This is a genomic window from Azospirillum humicireducens, assembly GCF_001639105.2.
GTDB lineage: Bacteria > Pseudomonadota > Alphaproteobacteria > Azospirillales > Azospirillaceae > Azospirillum > Azospirillum humicireducens.
In genome coordinates, this window is sequence record NZ_CP028902.1 from 328,092 (window position 1) to 347,267 (window position 19,176).

Below are 19,176 nucleotides of genomic sequence, written 5' to 3' on the forward strand. Positions count from 1 at the left end.
CTCAGATCGGGTAGGCCAGCAGGGTCTGCACCCGGCTGGTGTCGTAGATGCAGCGCTTGGCCTTGAAGCGCAGGCCTTCAGCCGTGCGCACCACATGGTCGATGTAGCGTCCGGCCTGATAGACTGTCGATTCCCCGGCCGCCGAGGTGTTGATCACCACATAGCTGGTCTGGCAGAGATAGCCGTCCGCCCCGTCGCTCTTCCATTCCAGGCCGGACAGGCAATGGCGGTAGATCGGCTGTTCGAAGATGTTGGCGTTGCGCATCGCCACCACGCGGTCGCGCAGCATGCGGGCGTTGTCGCAATGCATGATCGGTGCCGGCAGCCCCTGATCCTCGTTCTCCTTCGAGATGATCTGGTACAGGCAATCCTCGGTGAACAGCGTCGGCCATTCCTCCATCCGGTCGTTGTCGATGATGGAGACGTAGCGGTCCTGGAGCGCGCTCAGCTCCAGGCGGATCATCAGGTCGTTCATGCCGGTCACTCCGCCGCGACGGTGGGCGTTTCGAAGCCCATCAATTTCTGATAGCCGACCCAGAAGCGGCGGATCAGGTTCTCGGTGATCAGGGTGTTCTGTTCGTCCGGGGTGGAGCGGGCCATCTCGATGACCGAGGTCTTGTCGCCGTCGCGCACCGTACCGCGCTGCACCAGCTCGGTCGCCTCGGTGTCCTCCATCGAGATGTAGCCGGCCGGGCCGACCAGATTGGCCTGCTTGATGCGGAGCGCGCGCAGCTCCGGCGTGTCGTCCTCATAGCCGAAGAAATGGAAGACCAGCTCGAAATGGTCCGGCCCCTTGGGCAGCAGTTGGCGGGCGACCAGGGTGTTGTGGATCTGCTGGATCACCAGCTGGGGAAATATCGGCTGGATGTGGTTGGTGGTGATCTCCTCGAATTCCGGCTCCAGCGCCAGCAGCGAGTCGTCCTCCAGATGGAAGCCCTCGTCGTAGGAGCGGATCTTCTGGTCCTTGTAGTCGGCCGAGTTCACGTCCTCCTCGCTTTTCGACACATAGATGATGCTGTGCAGCCCATGGCTGGCGTCGGGGATGCAGCGCGCCTTCATGCCGACGCGGAAGATGTTGAAGGTGGTGTGGAACAGGTGCAGCAGGCTGGCGTGGTAGGGGTCCTTGACATTCTCAAGATACAACTTCCAGTTGCTGTCCGAATATTGCCGGGTGCATCCGAGATAGACCACCGGTTTGGAAAAGATGCGGTCGACGAAGGGACGCATCTCCGGGCCGATGTAATCGGCCAGCGGGCCTACCGTGTCGCTGAAGCTGGCGAAGACCAGCCCGCGATAGCTTTCGACCCGCAGCCGATGCAGGCTGTGCTTGGACGGATCGAAGTCCTTGGGCATCCCGGTGGTGCCCTTCTGGCCGCGCCGGAAGGGAACGCCTTGCAGATTGCCCGCCGCGCCGAAGCTCCACTGGTGATAGACGCAGCTGTGCGACAGCGCGTTGCCGCGGGCCTTGCGGCAGACCATGGCGCCACGGTGGGAGCAGCGGTTGACCCAGGCGGCGAGCGTGCCGTCCTCGGTCCGCGTCATCACCACCGGCGTGTCGCCGACGAAGCTGCTCTTGTAATCGCCCGGATTGGGGATTTCCGCTTCCAGGCCGAGGAAATTCCAGGTCGGGCCGCGATAGATGCGCTCCTGTTCCAGCGCATAGATTTCTTCCGAACTGAACACCGTGTAGGGCACACGGGACCCGTCGGGATTTGGGAACACTGCAAGCTGGCTTTCGGCGCTTGGTTCAGTCATCGAGCTTTTCCTTTGACCATGGATGGCGTTCCGCCTCTGACCATGGATGGCCATGGGGTCGACCAACCTTCCAGACCGGCAAAGCTTGGCAGATGATCGGCGCGCCGCACTATCCGCAGGGCGCATGCGCGTTCCGCCACTATCCGGAAAGCGCAACAATCGGAACATCACAAATCCACATTATTTTTGAAGCTTTACAGGGTGCCAGCCTAGGGTCTGTTGGCATTCACCGTGTTGCCAAGACGGTAGCGACGAGGTTGATGGCAGCGGCGTATGACCTTCCCCCGGGAGAAAGGACTGAGATGGTCCCCGTTTCCCGGACAGATTTGCGGCTTTGCTGAGCTTGGTTCAGGTCCGTGTCATGCCGCCAATCTGATGGGGTCCGGTGTGCCCTGGTAGGCCTCCTCCGGGGTTCTGCCGCCGAGCGCGGAGTGCGGACGGTCCATGTTGTAGTAATGGATCCACCGGCCGATCCCGGCCCTCGCCTCGCTGCCGGTCTCGAAGGCGTGGAGGTAGACGCACTCGTACTTCATCGATCGCCACAGCCGCTCGATGAAGACGTTGTTCATCCACCGCCCGCGCCCGTCCATCGATACCCGGATGCCGGCCGCGGTCAAGAGGCCGGTGAAACGCGGACTGGTGAACTGGCTGCCCTGATCGGTGTTGAAGATGTCCGGTCGGCCGTGCCGCGCCATCGCCTCCTCCACCGCCTCGATGCAGAACTCGACGTCCATGGTGTTCGACAGCCGCCAGCTCAGGACCTTGCGCGTCGCCCAATCCATCACCACCACCAGGTACAGGAAGCCCCGGCGCGCGGTTCGGCTCCTGGCCGGCGATCCCGACAGGTTGACCGACGAGGACCGCCGCTTTGTCCAGGCGTTGCGGGTGCGCTCGCCGTCGATCGCGACGGCCGCCGATCTCATCATCCGCTTCTGCGAGATGGTGAAGGACAAGGTGCCCGAGCCGTTCGATGGCTGGTTGCGCGAGGCAGAGGTCAGCGCGCTGTCACCATTCGCCGCCGGGATCCGCCGCGACGAGGACGCGGTGCGCGCCGCCCTGAGCGAGCCGTGGAGTAGCGGGCAGGTCGAGGGCCAAGTCAACCGGCTGAAGGCGATCAAGCGCACCATGTATGGCCGGGCGGGCTTCGATCTGCTGCGCGCTCGGGTCCTCGGTCACGCCTGACGCGATCATCAAATGGTGAAACACGCTCCGCTCATCCACACGAAACTTGGAAGAGCCCAACTTTGCTCGCTGAAACACACCATCCCGCACACCATTGCCTTGCCAGCCACCTTCTCGCCTTCTGGTGAAATCGACGGATGGAAGAAGGCTCAGCGAAACAATCGTGCTGGAATGGCGAAATTAGTTTCAATTGGTCTTATTACGATAATCCGCCATGAGGGTATGCTTAGTTCAGGTGGCGCTTAAAAGCGGAGAAGGGTAGATGCGGGGCAATTTTTGGTTGGACGACGGCGTGTCGGGCAAGCGTGAGAAGCGCGACACCCGCAAGTCGGCTTTCAGCTGGACGATCATCGCCCTGGAGTCTCGCTTCATGTACGATGCCGCGGGCGTCGCGACCGCCGCCGACCCCGCCCACACCGAGCCCACGACCGACTCGACCCACGCCGAACCGTCCGACCGCGGAGCTGCGGACCAAGCCTTGATCGACGCTGCCGCCTTGGTGCCGCCGCCCGCCGCCGGGCCGCAGGTGATCCGGGAGGCCGATCCCGCCCAGGCCGGCGGGCGCAAGGAGGTCGTCTTCATCAACGCCAACGTCCCGGACCTGCTGGCCGTGATCAACGGCGTGCGTCCGGGAACGGAGATCGTCCTGCTCGATCCGTCCCGCGACGGCATCGGACAGGTCGCCGCCTGGGCCCAGCGCCGCACCGGCTATGACGCAATCAACATCGTCGGCCATGGCGCTGTCGGCGCGGTTGACATCGGTTCCACCCGGCTGGACGCCGCCGGCGCAGCCGCACAGGCCGAGCGGCTGGCCCTGTGGGGCCGGGCGCTGACGGCGGAGGGCGACCTGCTTCTCTACGGCTGCCGGGTGACGGCGCAGGGACAGGGGGTGGAGCTTCTCCAGGCGCTGTCCTCGGCGACCGGGGCCGACGTGGCCGCCTCCAGCGACCGCACGGGCGGACGGGTCGTCGGCGGCGACTGGGAGCTGGAATCGTCGGTCGGCGCGGTCGCCGCCTCCGGCGCGCTCGACACCGGCCGGCTCGTCAGCTACGCGCACACGCTGGGCGCCAACACGGCGCCCACGGTCACCGGCCTCGACACCGACCAGACCCCCTGGGCCGGCGACGGGTCGGCGGCGCGGCTGGATGCCGGATTCGACCTCACCGTCTCCGATGCCGAGAACGGCGGCAATTGGACCGGCGCGTCCGTGACCGTGAAACGGTCGGGCACGGCGGTGACGACGGACGTCTTCGATTTCGACACCGGCACGGTCGCCAGCGCGGCCGCCCTCTTCACCGTCAACGGCAACGAGCTGCAAGCCGGCGGCAGCACCTTCGCGACCGTCTCGACCACCGGCGGCGTGCTGACCATCAGCTTCACCGGGTCCGGCACCACGCCCGACACGGCGCTGGTCCAGGACGTGATGCGGCGCATCACCTTCCGCACCGACAGCCCGGCGGGCAACATGCCCGTCGAGGTCACGCTGAACGACGGAACCGACAGCACGACCGTCACGGTCACCGTCACCTCCGACGTCATCCAGGTGAACAGCACCGCCGACACCGCTGACGACAACGACCGCAACGCGGTGACCCTGCGCGAGGCGCTGGCCATCGCCACGCCGGCGGGCGGCACGCCGACCATCCGCTTCGGATCGGCGCTCGCCGGCCAGACGATCACGCTGGCCAGCGGCCTGACCCTGTCGGCCAGCCAGAGCTGGGACGCCAGCGCGGCCGATGGGCTGACCATCGCCGGCAACGAGCTGACGCTGAACAGCGGCGTCACGCTGACGGTGACCACCGGCACCGGCACGGCGGCGACCCTGTCGGCCCCGCTGAGCGGCGCCGGCGGGCTGACCAAGGACGGGGCGGGCACGCTGACCCTGTCGGGGGCCAACACCCACACCGGCATGACGACGCTGGCAGCCGGCGAGCTGGTGCTGTCGGGCGGGTCGGCCATCGCCGACTCGGCGGCGGTGTCGGTGAGCGGCGGCACGCTGACGCTCGCGGCGAACGAGACCATCGGCACGCTGGGCAGCACGGGCGGCACGCTGACCCTGGCCGGCCACACGCTGACGGCCAACGGAGCGGTGCTGAACGCCGGCGGCATGGGCCGCGGCGCCGGCGACACCGGCACGCTGGCCAGCAACTACGCCAGCGGCGCGACGATCACCGGCACCAGCGGCGACGACTCCATCCTCGGCAGCACCAGCGCCGACACCATCGACGGCGGCGCCGGCAACGACACCATCGACGGCGGGTCGGGCAACGACAGCATCCTGGGCGGCGACGGCGACGACAGCCTGGTCGGCGGCGCGCTCAACAGCACCGTCGCCGGCGGCAACACCGACTACATCGACGGCGGCGCCGGCAACGACACGCTGATCGGCGGCGGCGGCCCCGACACGCTGATCGGCGGCGACGGCGACGACACCTTCGACTACACCGGCAACGGCAAGAGCGACCTCGCCTCCAGCACCGAGCTGTACGACAGCATCGTCGGCGGGGCCGGCACGAACACCCTGCTGATCGGCGGCTCGGCCGCCCTGACGGTGGGCGGCGGGGTCAGCTTCGGGCGTGCGTCCGGCATCCAGCAGATCGCCGCGATCGCCTCCTCCTCCGCCCAGTCCCTCACGCTCAACGCCGACGCCTACACCGCCGGCATCCGCACCATCGACCTGTCCGGCGACACCATCACGTCGGGCAACAACGCCGTCGACATGTCGGCGGCGGGCGGCAGCGTGACGATCATCGGTGGCGCCGGCAGCGACAGCATCACCGGCAGCGCCTACGCCGACAGCCTGAGCGGCGGCGGCGGCAACGACACGTTCATTTACGCCACCACCTCCGACCTGTTTTCCAACAACATCCTGGTCGACAGCATCGACGGCGGCGCCGGCAGCGACGCCATCCGGTTGGGCAGCTCCGGTTTCACCATCGCCGCCGCCGACAGCTTCGCAACCCGGATCATCGGCGTCGAGAGCATCACCACCAACTCGACGGCCAGCCCGATCAGCATCACCGTCGGCAACGACTTCCACAGCGCCGGCTTCCGCGCCATCAACCTGTCCGGCGACGTCAACACCGCCGGTCAGAACCTCATCGACGCCAGCGCGGTGACGGCGGGCAACATGACGCTGATCGGCGGCGACGGCGCCGACACCATCCTTGGCGGCACGGGCAACGACACGATCAACGGCGGCGGAGGGAACGACTCCATCAGCGGAGGGGCGGGCAACGACTCCATCAACGGCGGCACCGGCGCCGACACCATCCACGGCGGCGACGGCAACGACACGATCGATGGCAGCAGCGACCACGACAGCATCCTCGGCGGCGCCGGCAACGACAGCCTTGTCGGTGGCACCGGCAACGACACCCTCGAAGGGGGGGCCGGCAACGACAGCCTGAGCGGTGGCAGCAACGACGACAGCCTCGACGGCGGCGACGGCGACGACACGCTGGGCGGCGGGGCGGGCAACGACACCTTCACCGGCGGCGCCGGCCAGGATGTCTTCAAGGACACCGCGCTCAACCTGACCGGCGGCGTCATCACCGACCTCGCCGGAGGCGACACCATCCACGTCGCGAACGGCGCGCTGAGCAGCACGCCGACCGCCGCAAACATCCGGATCACCGGGACCGGTGCCGGCGCCACGCTGGAGATCGACACCGACGCCACCGACTTCAGCTCGATCGATTCGTCCGTCACCGTGCCGAACACCACGGTCAGCAGCTTCACCGCGACCAAGGTCAGCTCCGACGCCGTGTTCATCGCCCAGGGGTCGCCAAGCATCGCGAATCTGTCCGGCGACAGCGTGGCCCTGACCCCCGGCACGCCGGTGCGCATCGACCAGTCCGGCGACGCCACGGCGAACGACGGCGGGGCGGGCTGGAGCGGCGGCACGCTGACCGTGCAGCGCTCGGCCACCGGCTCGACGGCCAACGGCGCCTGGACGGCCGACCGCTTCGGCTTCGCCGGCTCCGTCATCACCGCCACCGGCACCGCCGCCAGCGGCACCCTGTCGGAGGGCGGCACCGACTTCGCCACCTACAGCCTCTCCGGCGGCGTGCTGACCGTCACCTTCACCGCCAACGCCACCGCGGCGCGCGTCTACGCCCTTCTGAACGCCCTCACCTACGACAACGAGACGCCGGCCGGCACCGTCACCCTGACGGTGACGCTGACCAACACCAACGGCACCGCCACCGCCACGACCACGGTGACCAGCGACGTGGTGACGGTGACGGCGACCGGCGACGGCGCCTCCATCGACGTCACCGACGGGGTGGATCTGCGCGAGGCGCTGGCCATCGCGGCGGCGCTTGGCGGCACGCCGACCATCCGCTTCGGCTCGGCGCTCGCCGGCCAGACGATCACGCTGGGCAGCGGACTGACCCTGTCGGCCAGCCAGAGCTGGGACACCGGGGCGGCCGATGGGCTGGTGATCGCCGGCAGCGGGCTGACGCTGAACAGCGGCGTCACGCTGACGGTGACCACCGGCACCGGCACGGCGGCGACCCTGTCGGCCCCGCTGAGCGGCGCCGGCGGGCTGACCAAGGACGGGGCGGGCACGCTGACCCTGTCGGGGACCAACACCCACAGCGGCACGACGACGCTGAACGCCGGCGAGCTGGTGCTGACCGGCGGGTCGGCCATCGCCGACACGGCGGCGGTGTCGGTGAGCGGCGGCACGATGCGGCTGGCGGCGGACGAGACCATCGGCACGCTGAACGGCACGGGCGGCACGCTGACCCTGGCCGGCCACACGCTGACGGCCAGCGGGGCGGTGCTGAACGCCGGCGGCATGGACCGCGGCGCCAACGACACCGGCACGCTCGCCAGCAGCTACGCCGGCGGCGCGACCATCACCGGCACCAGCGGCGCCGATTCCATCAGCGGCGGCAGCGGCGCAGACCGCATCGACGGCGGCGCCGGCAACGACACGATCCGCGGCGGCGCCGGCGACGACACGCTGATCGGCGGCGATGGCGACGACACCTTCGACTACACCGGCAACCGCCAGAACGATTTCATCGCCAACAACGCCTTCATCGACAGCATCGACGGCGGCGCCGGCACCGACAGCCTGCTGTTCGGCGGCACAAACGGCCTGACCCTTAATGCCAGCGTCTCCTTCGCGCGGGTCGGCTTGGTCGAGCGGATCGACGCCATCGCCACATCCGGAGCTCTCAGCATCACGCTGAACGCCAACGCCTACACCGCCGGCATCCGCACCGTCGACCTGTCCGGCGACACCAACGCGACCGGCACCAACACCATCAGCGTCTCCGAGTTGGCCGGCGGCATGACCCTGATCGGCAGCGCCGGCAACGACAGCATCACGGGAACCGCCTACGCCGACACCATCCGCGGCGGCGCCGGCAACGACGTCTTCCTCTACATGACCTACGCGTCCCTGTTCTCCAACAACGCCCTGATTGACAGCATCGACGGCGGCGACGGCACCGACAGCCTGCGCATCGGGTCGGTCGGCACCGCGTTCACCATCACCGCCACCGACAGCTTCGCCACCCGCGTCAGCAACGTCGAGACTCTGGCCGCCGCACCCAACTCCGCCGCGGTCAGCGTGACGGTCGGCGACGGCTTCTACAACGCCGGCTTCCGCACCATCGACTTCAGCGGCGACACCAACACCAGCGGTGAGAACCTCATCGACGCCAGCGCGGTGACGGCGGGCGACCTGACCCTGACCGGTTCGGCCGGCAACGACACGATCCGCGGCGGCGCCGGAAACGACACCATCAGCGGCGGCGGCCGCAACGACACGCTCTACGGCAACGGCGGCGACGACCTCATCGACGGCGGGGCCGGCACCGACACGCTGGACGGCGGCGCCGGCAACGACACCCTCACCAGCGGCACCGGCGACGACACCCTCACCGGCGGCGCCGGCAACGACGTCTTCAAGGACAGCGTCAGCAACCTGACCGGCAGCATCATCACCGACATCGCCGAGGGCGACGCCATCCAGTTGGCGTCGGTGAGCGGGCTGACCGCCGCCAACATCAGGATCACCGGGGCCGGGCCCACGCTGGAGATCGACACCGACGGCACCGACTTCAGCACGGTCGAGGTGTCGGTCGCCGTGCCGAACGCCACGGCCAACAGCTTCACCGTGAGCAGCGCCAACAACGGCGCCGACACCCTGTTCAACCTGAGGGTTGCGCCGGTCATCGCGAATCTGTCCGGCGACAGCGTGGCCCTGACCCCCGGCACGCCGGTGCGCATCGACCAGTCCGGCGACGCCACGGCGAACGACGGCGGGGCGGGCTGGAGCGGCGGCACGCTGACCGTGCAGCGCTCGGCCACCGGCTCGACGGCCAACGGCGCCTGGACGGCCGACCGCTTCGGCTTCGCCGGCTCCGTCATCACCGCCACCGGCACCGCCGCCAGCGGCACCCTGTCGGAGGGCGGCACCGACTTCGCCACCTACAGCCTCTCCGGCGGCGTGCTGACCGTCACCTTCACCGCCAACGCCACCGCGGCGCGCGTCTACGCCCTTCTGAACGCCCTCACCTACGACAACGAGACGCCGGCCGGCACCGTCACCCTGACGGTGACGCTGACCAACACCAACGGCACCGCCACCGCCACGACCACGGTGACCAGCGACGTGGTGACGGTGACGGCGACCGGCGACGGCGCCTCCATCGACGTCACCGACGGGGTGGATCTGCGCGAGGCGCTGGCCATCGCGGCGGCGCTTGGCGGCACGCCGACCATCCGCTTCGGCTCGGCGCTCGCCGGCCAGACGATCACGCTGGGCAGCGGACTGACCCTGTCGGCCAGCCAGAGCTGGGACACCGGGGCGGCCGATGGGCTGGTGATCGCCGGCAGCGGGCTGACGCTGAACAGCGGCGTCACGCTGACGGTGACCACCGGCACCGGCACGGCGGCGACCCTGTCGGCCCCGCTGAGCGGCGCCGGCGGGCTGACCAAGGACGGGGCGGGCACGCTGACCCTGTCGGGGACCAACACCCACAGCGGCACGACGACGCTGAACGCCGGCGAGCTGGTGCTGACCGGCGGGTCGGCCATCGCCGACACGGCGGCGGTGTCGGTGAGCGGCGGCACGATGCGGCTGGCGGCGGACGAGACCATCGGCACGCTGAACGGCACGGGCGGCACGCTGACCCTGGCCGGCCACACGCTGACGGCCAGCGGGGCGGTGCTGAACGCCGGCGGCATGGACCGCGGCGCCAACGACACCGGCACGCTCGCCAGCAGCTACGCCGGCGGCGCGACCATCACCGGCACCAGCGGCGCCGATTCCATCAGCGGCGGCAGCGGCGCAGACCGCATCGACGGCGGCGCCGGCAACGACACGATCCGCGGCGGCGCCGGCGACGACACGCTGATCGGCGGCGATGGCGACGACACCTTCGACTACACCGGCAACCGCCAGAACGATTTCATCGCCAACAACGCCTTCATCGACAGCATCGACGGCGGCGCCGGCACCGACAGCCTGCTGTTCGGCGGCACAAACGGCCTGACCCTTAATGCCAGCGTCTCCTTCGCGCGGGTCGGCTTGGTCGAGCGGATCGACGCCATCGCCACATCCGGAGCTCTCAGCATCACGCTGAACGCCAACGCCTACACCGCCGGCATCCGCACCGTCGACCTGTCCGGCGACACCAACGCGACCGGCACCAACACCATCAGCGTCTCCGAGTTGGCCGGCGGCATGACCCTGATCGGCAGCGCCGGCAACGACAGCATCACGGGAACCGCCTACGCCGACACCATCCGCGGCGGCGCCGGCAACGACGTCTTCCTCTACATGACCTACGCGTCCCTGTTCTCCAACAACGCCCTGATTGACAGCATCGACGGCGGCGACGGCACCGACAGCCTGCGCATCGGGTCGGTCGGCACCGCGTTCACCATCACCGCCACCGACAGCTTCGCCACCCGCGTCAGCAACGTCGAGACTCTGGCCGCCGCACCCAACTCCGCCGCGGTCAGCGTGACGGTCGGCGACGGCTTCTACAACGCCGGCTTCCGCACCATCGACTTCAGCGGCGACACCAACACCAGCGGTGAGAACCTCATCGACGCCAGCGCGGTGACGGCGGGCGACCTGACCCTGACCGGTTCGGCCGGCAACGACACGATCCGCGGCGGCGCCGGAAACGACACCATCAGCGGCGGCGGCCGCAACGACACGCTCTACGGCAACGGCGGCGACGACCTCATCGACGGCGGGGCCGGCACCGACACGCTGGACGGCGGCGCCGGCAACGACACCCTCACCAGCGGCACCGGCGACGACACCCTCACCGGCGGCGCCGGCAACGACGTCTTCAAGGACAGCGTCAGCAACCTGACCGGCAGCATCATCACCGACATCGCCGAGGGCGACGCCATCCAGTTGGCGTCGGTGAGCGGGCTGACCGCCGCCAACATCAGGATCACCGGGGCCGGGCCCACGCTGGAGATCGACACCGACGGCACCGACTTCAGCACGGTCGAGGTGTCGGTCGCCGTGCCGAACGCCACGGCCAACAGCTTCACCGTGAGCAGCGCCAACAACGGCGCCGACACCCTGTTCAACCTGAGGGTTGCGCCGGTCATCGCGAATCTGTCCGGCGACAGCGTGGCCCTGACCCCCGGCACGCCGGTGCGCATCGACCAGTCCGGCGACGCCACGGCGAACGACGGCGGGGCGGGCTGGAGCGGCGGCACGCTGACCGTGCAGCGCTCGGCCACCGGCTCGACGGCCAGCGGCGCCTGGACGGCCGACCGCTTCGGCTTCGCCGGCTCCGTCATCACCGCCACCGGCACCGCCGCCAGCGGCACCCTGTCGGAGGGCGGCACCGACTTCGCCACCTACAGCCTCTCCGGCGGCGTGCTGACCGTCACCTTCACCGCCAACGCCACCGCGGCGAGAGTCGGCGCCCTGCTCAACGCCCTCACCTACGAGAACGACACGCCGGCCGGCACGGTCACCCTGACGGTGACGCTGAGCAACGCCAACGGCGCCAGCACCAGCGCCACGACCACGGTGACCAGCGACGTGGTGACGGTGACGGCGACCGGCGACGGCGCCTCCATCGACGTCACCAACGGGGTGGATCTGCGCGAGGCGCTGACCATCGCGGCGGCGCTCGGCGGCACGCCGACCATCCGCTTCGGCTCGGCGCTCGCCGGCCAGACGATCACGCTGGGCAGCGGACTGACCCTGTCGGCCAGCCAGAGCTGGGACACCGGGGCGGCCGATGGGCTGGTGATCGCCGGCAGCGGGCTGACGCTGAACAGCGGCGTCACGCTGACGGTGACCACCGGCACCGGCACGGCGGCGACCCTGTCGGCCCCGCTGGACGGGGCCGGCGGCCTGACCAAGGACGGGGCCGGCACGCTGACCCTGTCGGGGGCCAACACCCACACCGGCACGACGACGCTGAACGCCGGCGAGCTGGTGCTGACCGGCGGGTCGGCCATCGCCGACACGGCGGCGGTGTCGGTGAGCGGCGGCACGCTGCGGCTGGCGGCGGACGAGACCATCGGCACGCTGAACGGCACGGGCGGCACGCTGACCCTGGCCGGCCACACGCTGACGGCCAGCGGGGCGGTGCTGAACGCCGGCGGCATGGACCGCGGCGCCAACGACACCGGCACGCTCGCCAGCAGCTACGCCAGCGGCGCGACCATCACCGGCACCAGCGGCAACGACTCCATCATCGGCGGCAGCGGGGACGACAGCATCGACGGCGGGGCCGGCAACGACACCATCCGCGGCGGGGCCGGCGCCGACACGCTGATCGGCGGCAACGGCGACGACACCTTCGACTACACCAACGGCGCATCCGCCGACTTCGCCGCCAACAGCGCCCTCATCGACAGCATCGACGGCGGCACGGGCACCAACACCCTGCTGGTCGGCGGCACCGGCGGCTTCACGGTGGGCAACGCGGTCAGCTTCGCGCGGGCGTCCCAGATCCAGCGGATCGCCGCCATCGCCTCCTCCTCCTCCCTGTCCATCTCTCTGAATGCCAACGCCTACACCACCGGCATCCGCAGCATCGACCTGTCCGGCGACACCGACGCGGGCGGCGCCAACTCCGTCAGCGCGCAGCAGATGGGCGGCGGGGTGACGATCATTGGCGGCAGCGGCAACGAGAGCCTCACCGGAAGCGCCTACGACGACACCATCCTGGGCGGCTCCGGCAACAGCGTCATCACCGGCAGCGGTGGCGCCGACAGCCTGAGCGGCGGCGACGGCGACGATGTCTTCGTCTACGCGAACAGCACGGTCCTGTTTTCCGCCAACGTCCTGGTCGACAGCATCGACGGCGGGGCCGGCAACGACGCCATCCGGTTGGGCAACTCCGGCTTCACCATCGGGTCCAGCGACAGCTTCGCCACCCGGATCAGCAACGTCGAGCGCATCATCGCCTCCGGCACAACGGTCAACCCGATCAGCATCACCGTCGGCAACGACTTCTACAACGCCGGCTTCCGCGCCATCGATCTCAGCGCCGACACCAGCTCGCAGGGTCAGAACCTCATCGACGCCAGCAGGGTGACGGCGGGCGGCCTGACCCTGATTGGCTCCACCGGCCCGGACAGCATCCTGGGCGGCAGCGGCAACGACACCATCAACGGCGGCAGCGGCGCCGACACCATTCTCGGCGGGGCGGGCAACGACAGCATCGACGGCGGCACGGGGAACGACAGCATCGACGGCGGCGACGGCGACGACACCATCGACGGCGGGGCCGGCGTCGACACAATCGACGGCGGGGTCGGCAACGACCGCTTCCAAGGCACCAACACCACCCTGACCGGGGACAGGATCACCGACTTCGGGACGGGCGACGCGCTGTACCTCATCGGCAGGTCCGGCCTGACGGCCGCGAACATCCGCGTGACGGGCACCGGAAACGCGGCGGTCGTTGAGATCGACATCAACGCGACAACCTTCGCCACGGTCGAGGTGACCATCGCGACCCCCGGCCTCGTCACCAGCGGCTTCATCGCGGCCGCCGCGAACGGCAACGCCGACACGCAGTTCACGCTGAACTCGGCGCCGCTCATCCGCAACCTGAACGGCGACAGCGTGGCCCTGACCGCCGGCTCCGCCTTGCTCGACCAGGGCACCGCCGCCACGGTCGAGGACGCCGAGAACGACTCCGCCGGCTGGGCCGGCGGGACGCTCACCGTGAAGCGCTCGGCCACCGGAGCCACGGCGAACGGCGCCTGGACGGCCGACCGGTTCGGCTTCACCGGCTCGGCCATCACGGCGACCGGGACGACGAGCGGCACCCTGTCGGAAGGCGGCACCGATTTCGCCACCTACAGCATCAGCGGCGGCACGCTGACCATCACCTTCACCGCGGGCGCCACCTCGGCGCGCATCGGCGCCCTGCTGTCCGCCATCACCTACCGCAACGACACGCCCGCCGGAACGGTGTCCCTGACGGTGACGCTGACCGACGGCAACGGCGGCAGCGCGACCGCAACGACCACGGTGACCAGCGACGTGGTGACGGTGACGGCGACCGGCGACAGCGCCACCATCGATGTGACCGACGGCGTCGACCTGCGCGAGGCGCTGGCCATCGCCGCGGCGCTCGGCGGCACGCCGACCATCCGCTTCGACGCCGGGCTCGCCGGCCAGACGATCACTCTGGCCAGCGGCCTGACCCTGTCGGCCAGCCAGAGCTGGGACGCGAGCGCCGCCGATGGGCTGGTGATCGCCGGCAGCGGGCTGACGCTGGACAGCGGCGTGACCCTGACGGTGACCAACGGCACCGGCACGGCGGCGACCCTGGCCGCCACGCTGACCGGCGCCGGCACCCTTGACAAGCAGGGCGCCGGCACGCTGACCCTGTCGGGAAGCAACAGCTACGGCGCGACGAACGTGTCCGCCGGCACGCTGGCGGTGGCGAGCGACGGCAACCTCGGAGCGGGCGGCGTCACCCTGGCGGCGGGAAGCACCCTGCAGGTCACCGGCGCCACCACCATCGACAACGCCGTCGCCCTGACCGGAGCGGCGACCCTCCAGACCGACGCGGCGGTGACCCTGTCGGGCGCCCTCTCGGGCTCGGCGATCCTGACCAAGAGCGGCACCGGCACCCTCACCTTGAGCAACACCGCCAACGGCACCGGCATGAGCGGCGGCCTGACCGTGACGGCGGGCGCGCTGTCGGTGGACACGGATTCCGCCCTGAGCGGCGGCACGGTGACGCTGGACGGCGGCACGCTGCGCATCTCCGCGGCCACCACCGTCGACAACGCCATCGCCCTCGGCAGCGGCGGCGGCATCGTGGAGGCACAGAGCGGAAGCATCGCCCTGACGGGAGCCTTGTCCGGCAGCGGCGCGCTGACCCTCAGCGGCGGCGGCACCCTGACCCTGTCGGGAAGCAACAGCCACAGCGGCGGCACCACGCTTACCGGCACCGGCACCGTCGTGGTCGGGTCGGACGCCGCCTTCGGCACCGGCGCCGTCACGGTGAGCGGCGGCGGCATCGCCATCACGGCCAGCCGCAGCCTGTCCAACGCCATCGCCCTGACCCTGACCTCCACCGCCCTGTCGGTGGCCGCGGGCGCCACCCTGACCCTGAGCGGCACCCTGTCGGGAAGCGGCGCTCTGGAGAAGACGGACGCCGGCACGCTGATCCTGTCGGGAACCGCCGGCTTCGCCGGAGCGACGACGGTCACCGCCGGCACGCTGCTGGTCAGCGGCGCCCTGTCCGACACCTCCGGAGTCACCGTCGCCAGCGGCGCGACCCTGGGCGGCACCGGCAGCATCGCCGGGGCGGTCGGGATCGCCTCGGGCGGCGCAATCGCGCCGGGAACCGGCGCCGGGACCGCAGGCACGCTGACGCTGAGCGGCGGGTTGACCATCGCGTCCGGCGGCACGCTGCGGGCCGACATCAACGGCAATACGGCGGGCAGCGGTTACGACCGGATCGCCGTGACCGGCGCCGTCGACGTTTCCGGGGCCACGCTGTCGATCACCCAAGGCTATACCCCGGCCCAGGGCGACCGCTTCATCCTCGTCGCCAACGACGGAAGCGACGCCGTGACGGGCCTGTTCAGCAGCGTCGCCGAAGGCGCGCTGCTGACCGTCGGCGGCACGGTGTATCGTGTGTCCTATGCGGGCGACACCGGCAACGATCTGGTGCTGACCGTCGTCCCGACCGTCACCGCCGCCGCCATCACGGTCACCGGCGCCACGGGAACCGGCGGAGTCTACCGCATCGGCGACACCGTGACGGTGAGCTGGGACAGCACCGCGACCGGCGACGGCAACGCCGCGCTGACCAGCGTCACCGTCGATTTCAGCCAGTTCGGCGGCGGCTCCGCGGTGGTCGCGACCAACGCGGAGGGCATCTGGACGGCCAGCTACACCATCGTCTCCGGCGGCCTTGAGGCGACGGGACGCACCGTCGGGATCACCGCGAACGGCCCCGACGGCACGGCCACGACGACCAGCGCCAGTAGCACCTCGGCCGCCGTCGATCCGCTAGCCCCCACCGTCACCGGTGTCACCGCCACCACCGCCGACGGCGCCTACAAGGCCGGCGACACCATCACCATCCAGGTCACCTTCAGCCAGGCGGTCACCGTCACCGGGACACCGGCACTGACCCTGGAGACGGGTGCCACCGACCGGACGGCCAGCTATAGCGGCGGCTCCGGCACCGCGACGCTGACCTTCACCTATACGGTGCAGGCCGGCGACACGTCCGCCGACCTCGACGCCGTGTCCGCGGTGGCGCTGGCGCTGAACGCCGGCGGCATCCAGGACGCAGCCGGCAACGCGGCGGTGCTGACGTTGCCGGCGCCGGGGGCCGGCGGCTCGCTCGGCGCCAACAAGGCCATCGTCATCGACACCACCGCCCCGACCCTGGGCACCGCCAGCCTGACCGCGGCGACCGACAGCGGCGCCTCCGCCAGCGACGGCATCACCAACGCGACGGATCCAGCATTCTCGGTCACCGTGGCCGAGGCCGGGCTGACGCTGGAGCTGCTGCGCGGCAACAGCGTGGTCGCCACCATCACCTCGACCGCCGGCACCAACACGCTGACCCACAGCGGGGCGGCGGAGGGCTCCGGGCTTTCCTACCGTGTGCGGGTGACCGACGCGGCGGGCAATCAAACGACCTCCGAGGCGGCGACGGTGACCATCGACCGCAGCGCCCCGACCGTCTCCGCCCCGGCCGGCCAGACCATCGCGGAGGACGGCACCACGGGCGCCCTGACCGTCACCGTCGGCGACGGGGTGACCGCGGCGGGCACCGTGCAGTTCACCGCAACCTCCAGCGACACGGTCCTGATACCGTCCAGCGGCATCCAGATCACCGGCAGCGGCGCCGACCGCACGGTCACCGTGACCCCCGCGGCCGACCGCTTCGGTAGCGCCCACATCACCCTGACCATGACCGACGAGGCCGGCAACACCGCCACGGAGACCTTCACCGTCACCGTGACCCCCGTCGCCGAGACCCCGGTGGTGAGCGGCGCCACCGGCACCAGCGAGGACACGCTGTCCGCGGTCATCGCCATCGCGCGGGCCAGTGCCGACGGGGCGGAGATCAGCCACTTCCGCATTTCCGGCATCACCGGCGGCACGCTTTACCGCAACCCCGACCGGAGCGGCGCGATCACCGATGGCGACCTCATCACCGCCGCCGAGGCCACCGCGGTTTACTTCCTGCCATCCCAGAACGCCAACACAGCGGATGGCAGCCTTTTCGGATTCCAGGTCCAAGGGGCGCGCGACGCCAGCGGCAACGGGCTGAGCCCGACCGCAGCGGCGGTCACCCTCACCGTGTCGGCGGTCAACGACGCACCGGTGCTGGGCGGCGCCACCTCCGGTCAGACCATCACCGACAAGGAGACGGCACAGCCCTTCGCCTCCTATACGATCGACGATCCCGACAATGGTCAGTCTCTGACGATCAGCATCGCCTATGATCCGGCAACCGGCCGATTCGAGAATGCGGAAGGCTTCACGGCCGCGGGCGGCCAGTTGAGCTTCACCGGCACCTCCGCCGCCGCACAAACCGCGCTGCGGGGCCTGACCTTCATTCCCAGCGAGAACCGCAACGCCCCCGGCACGGTGGAGGCCGTCGCCTTCACCCTGACCGCAACCGATAGCGCGGGCGCCGTCGCCATGGCCGGAGCCGGCCTCTCCGTCCGGTCCGTGAACGACGCCCCGACCATCGTCGGCACACTGTCTGTCCCCTCGGGCGAGGTGAGCAGGGACTTCACCGCAACGCTTCCCACGCTCGCCAGCGACCGCGACGCCGATCAGACGCTGGTCTACAGCGTGAGCGGCCTTCCCGCCGGGCTGAGCTTCACCCCGGCACCCGGCCGAGGCGGCACCATCTCAGGCATTCCGGCCGCGGGAACGGCGGGCAGCCATGTCCTGACCCTGACGGTGAGCGACGGCGCCGGAGGCATCGCCGAAACTACGACGCGCCTGACCATCGAAGCTCCTCCCGCGCCGCCGCCCACACCGGCCAGGGGCGCGGCGGTCGCCGTCGCGAGCAACACCACCACGGTGCTCAGCGACGCACCAAACAGCGCGTTGCCCCCACCGGGCGGTTCCGCCGCATCGGACAACGCTCCCGGAAACTCCGCGCGGGTCATCACGACCGCCGCCATCTCCGGCAGCGGGTCGGAGGGCGGAGCGGGCAGCGGCCGCGTCATCACGTCGAACAGCATCGGCAGCATGTCGAGCATCGAAACCGGGCGCGTCATCACCATCAGCAACATCGGCGGTCCCATGAGCGCGAGCCCGTCGGTCAGCTCCGTGACCGGCAACGTTGCGACGGGAACATCGGGCATCGGCGGCAGCGCCATGAACCTATCGTCCTCAGGGGTGAGCATCGGCGACACTCTTGGAAGCGTGTCGGGCAATGCGGCAACCAGCACACCGGAAGCGCCCGGCGCCAGCCGGAGGATCGACCTTCCGTCCGGCAAACGGCTGCCGGATGAATTGCAGGACCAGCAACCAGGGAGACGGATACCCGCCACCGCTGAACCGCCGGACAATGAACCGGCAGCTCCGCCGAGCGGATCGGGAGGCGAGGCGGCTCCGTCGGGTGACCGGGCGGAGTTCGATCCGGCGCCCATCGGCCAACCATCCTTCTCGCGACAGGTTGCCCGGGCGCATGGCGCGGCGGATGCCGGAATGGCAAATTTGCTGGTGGCGCTTTCTCGCCACACCCCGCCTAATCAAGCAGCCTGAGGCGATGG

At 70.1% G+C, this 19,176-nt stretch carries 3 protein-coding genes and 2 pseudogenes; 2 read left to right on the forward strand and 3 right to left on the reverse strand.

What is annotated here, in order from left to right; genetic code table 11:
* Position 1: 1 nt before the first annotated feature.
* The 3 genes and pseudogenes from andAd to A6A40_RS16055 all read right to left on the reverse strand — a co-directional run.
* The gene (gene andAd / locus A6A40_RS16045) at positions 2–475 is read right to left on the reverse strand and encodes an anthranilate 1,2-dioxygenase small subunit AndAd (protein WP_014188645.1); all 474 of its coding nucleotides are present in this window, start codon (positions 473–475) and stop codon (positions 2–4) included.
* A gap of 5 nt (positions 476–480) precedes the next feature.
* Entirely contained in the window at positions 481–1,755 is a 1,275-nt protein-coding gene (gene andAc, locus A6A40_RS16050; RefSeq protein ID WP_108546921.1) for an anthranilate 1,2-dioxygenase large subunit AndAc, read from the reverse strand.
* A gap of 359 nt (positions 1,756–2,114) precedes the next feature.
* A pseudogene (locus A6A40_RS16055) lies at positions 2,115–2,567 on the reverse strand (IS3 family transposase); the annotation flags it as partial.
* Here A6A40_RS16055 and A6A40_RS16060 point away from each other — a divergent pair.
* Both A6A40_RS16060 and A6A40_RS32205 read left to right on the forward strand, forming a co-directional pair.
* Positions 2,554–2,937: pseudogene (locus A6A40_RS16060) on the forward strand (transposase); the annotation flags it as partial. The pseudogenes A6A40_RS16055 and A6A40_RS16060 sit on opposite strands and share 14 nt — an antisense overlap.
* A gap of 262 nt (positions 2,938–3,199) precedes the next feature.
* Entirely contained in the window at positions 3,200–19,168 is a 15,969-nt protein-coding gene (locus A6A40_RS32205; protein WP_108546922.1) for a DUF4347 domain-containing protein, read from the forward strand.
* Positions 19,169–19,176: the final 8 nt, after the last annotated feature.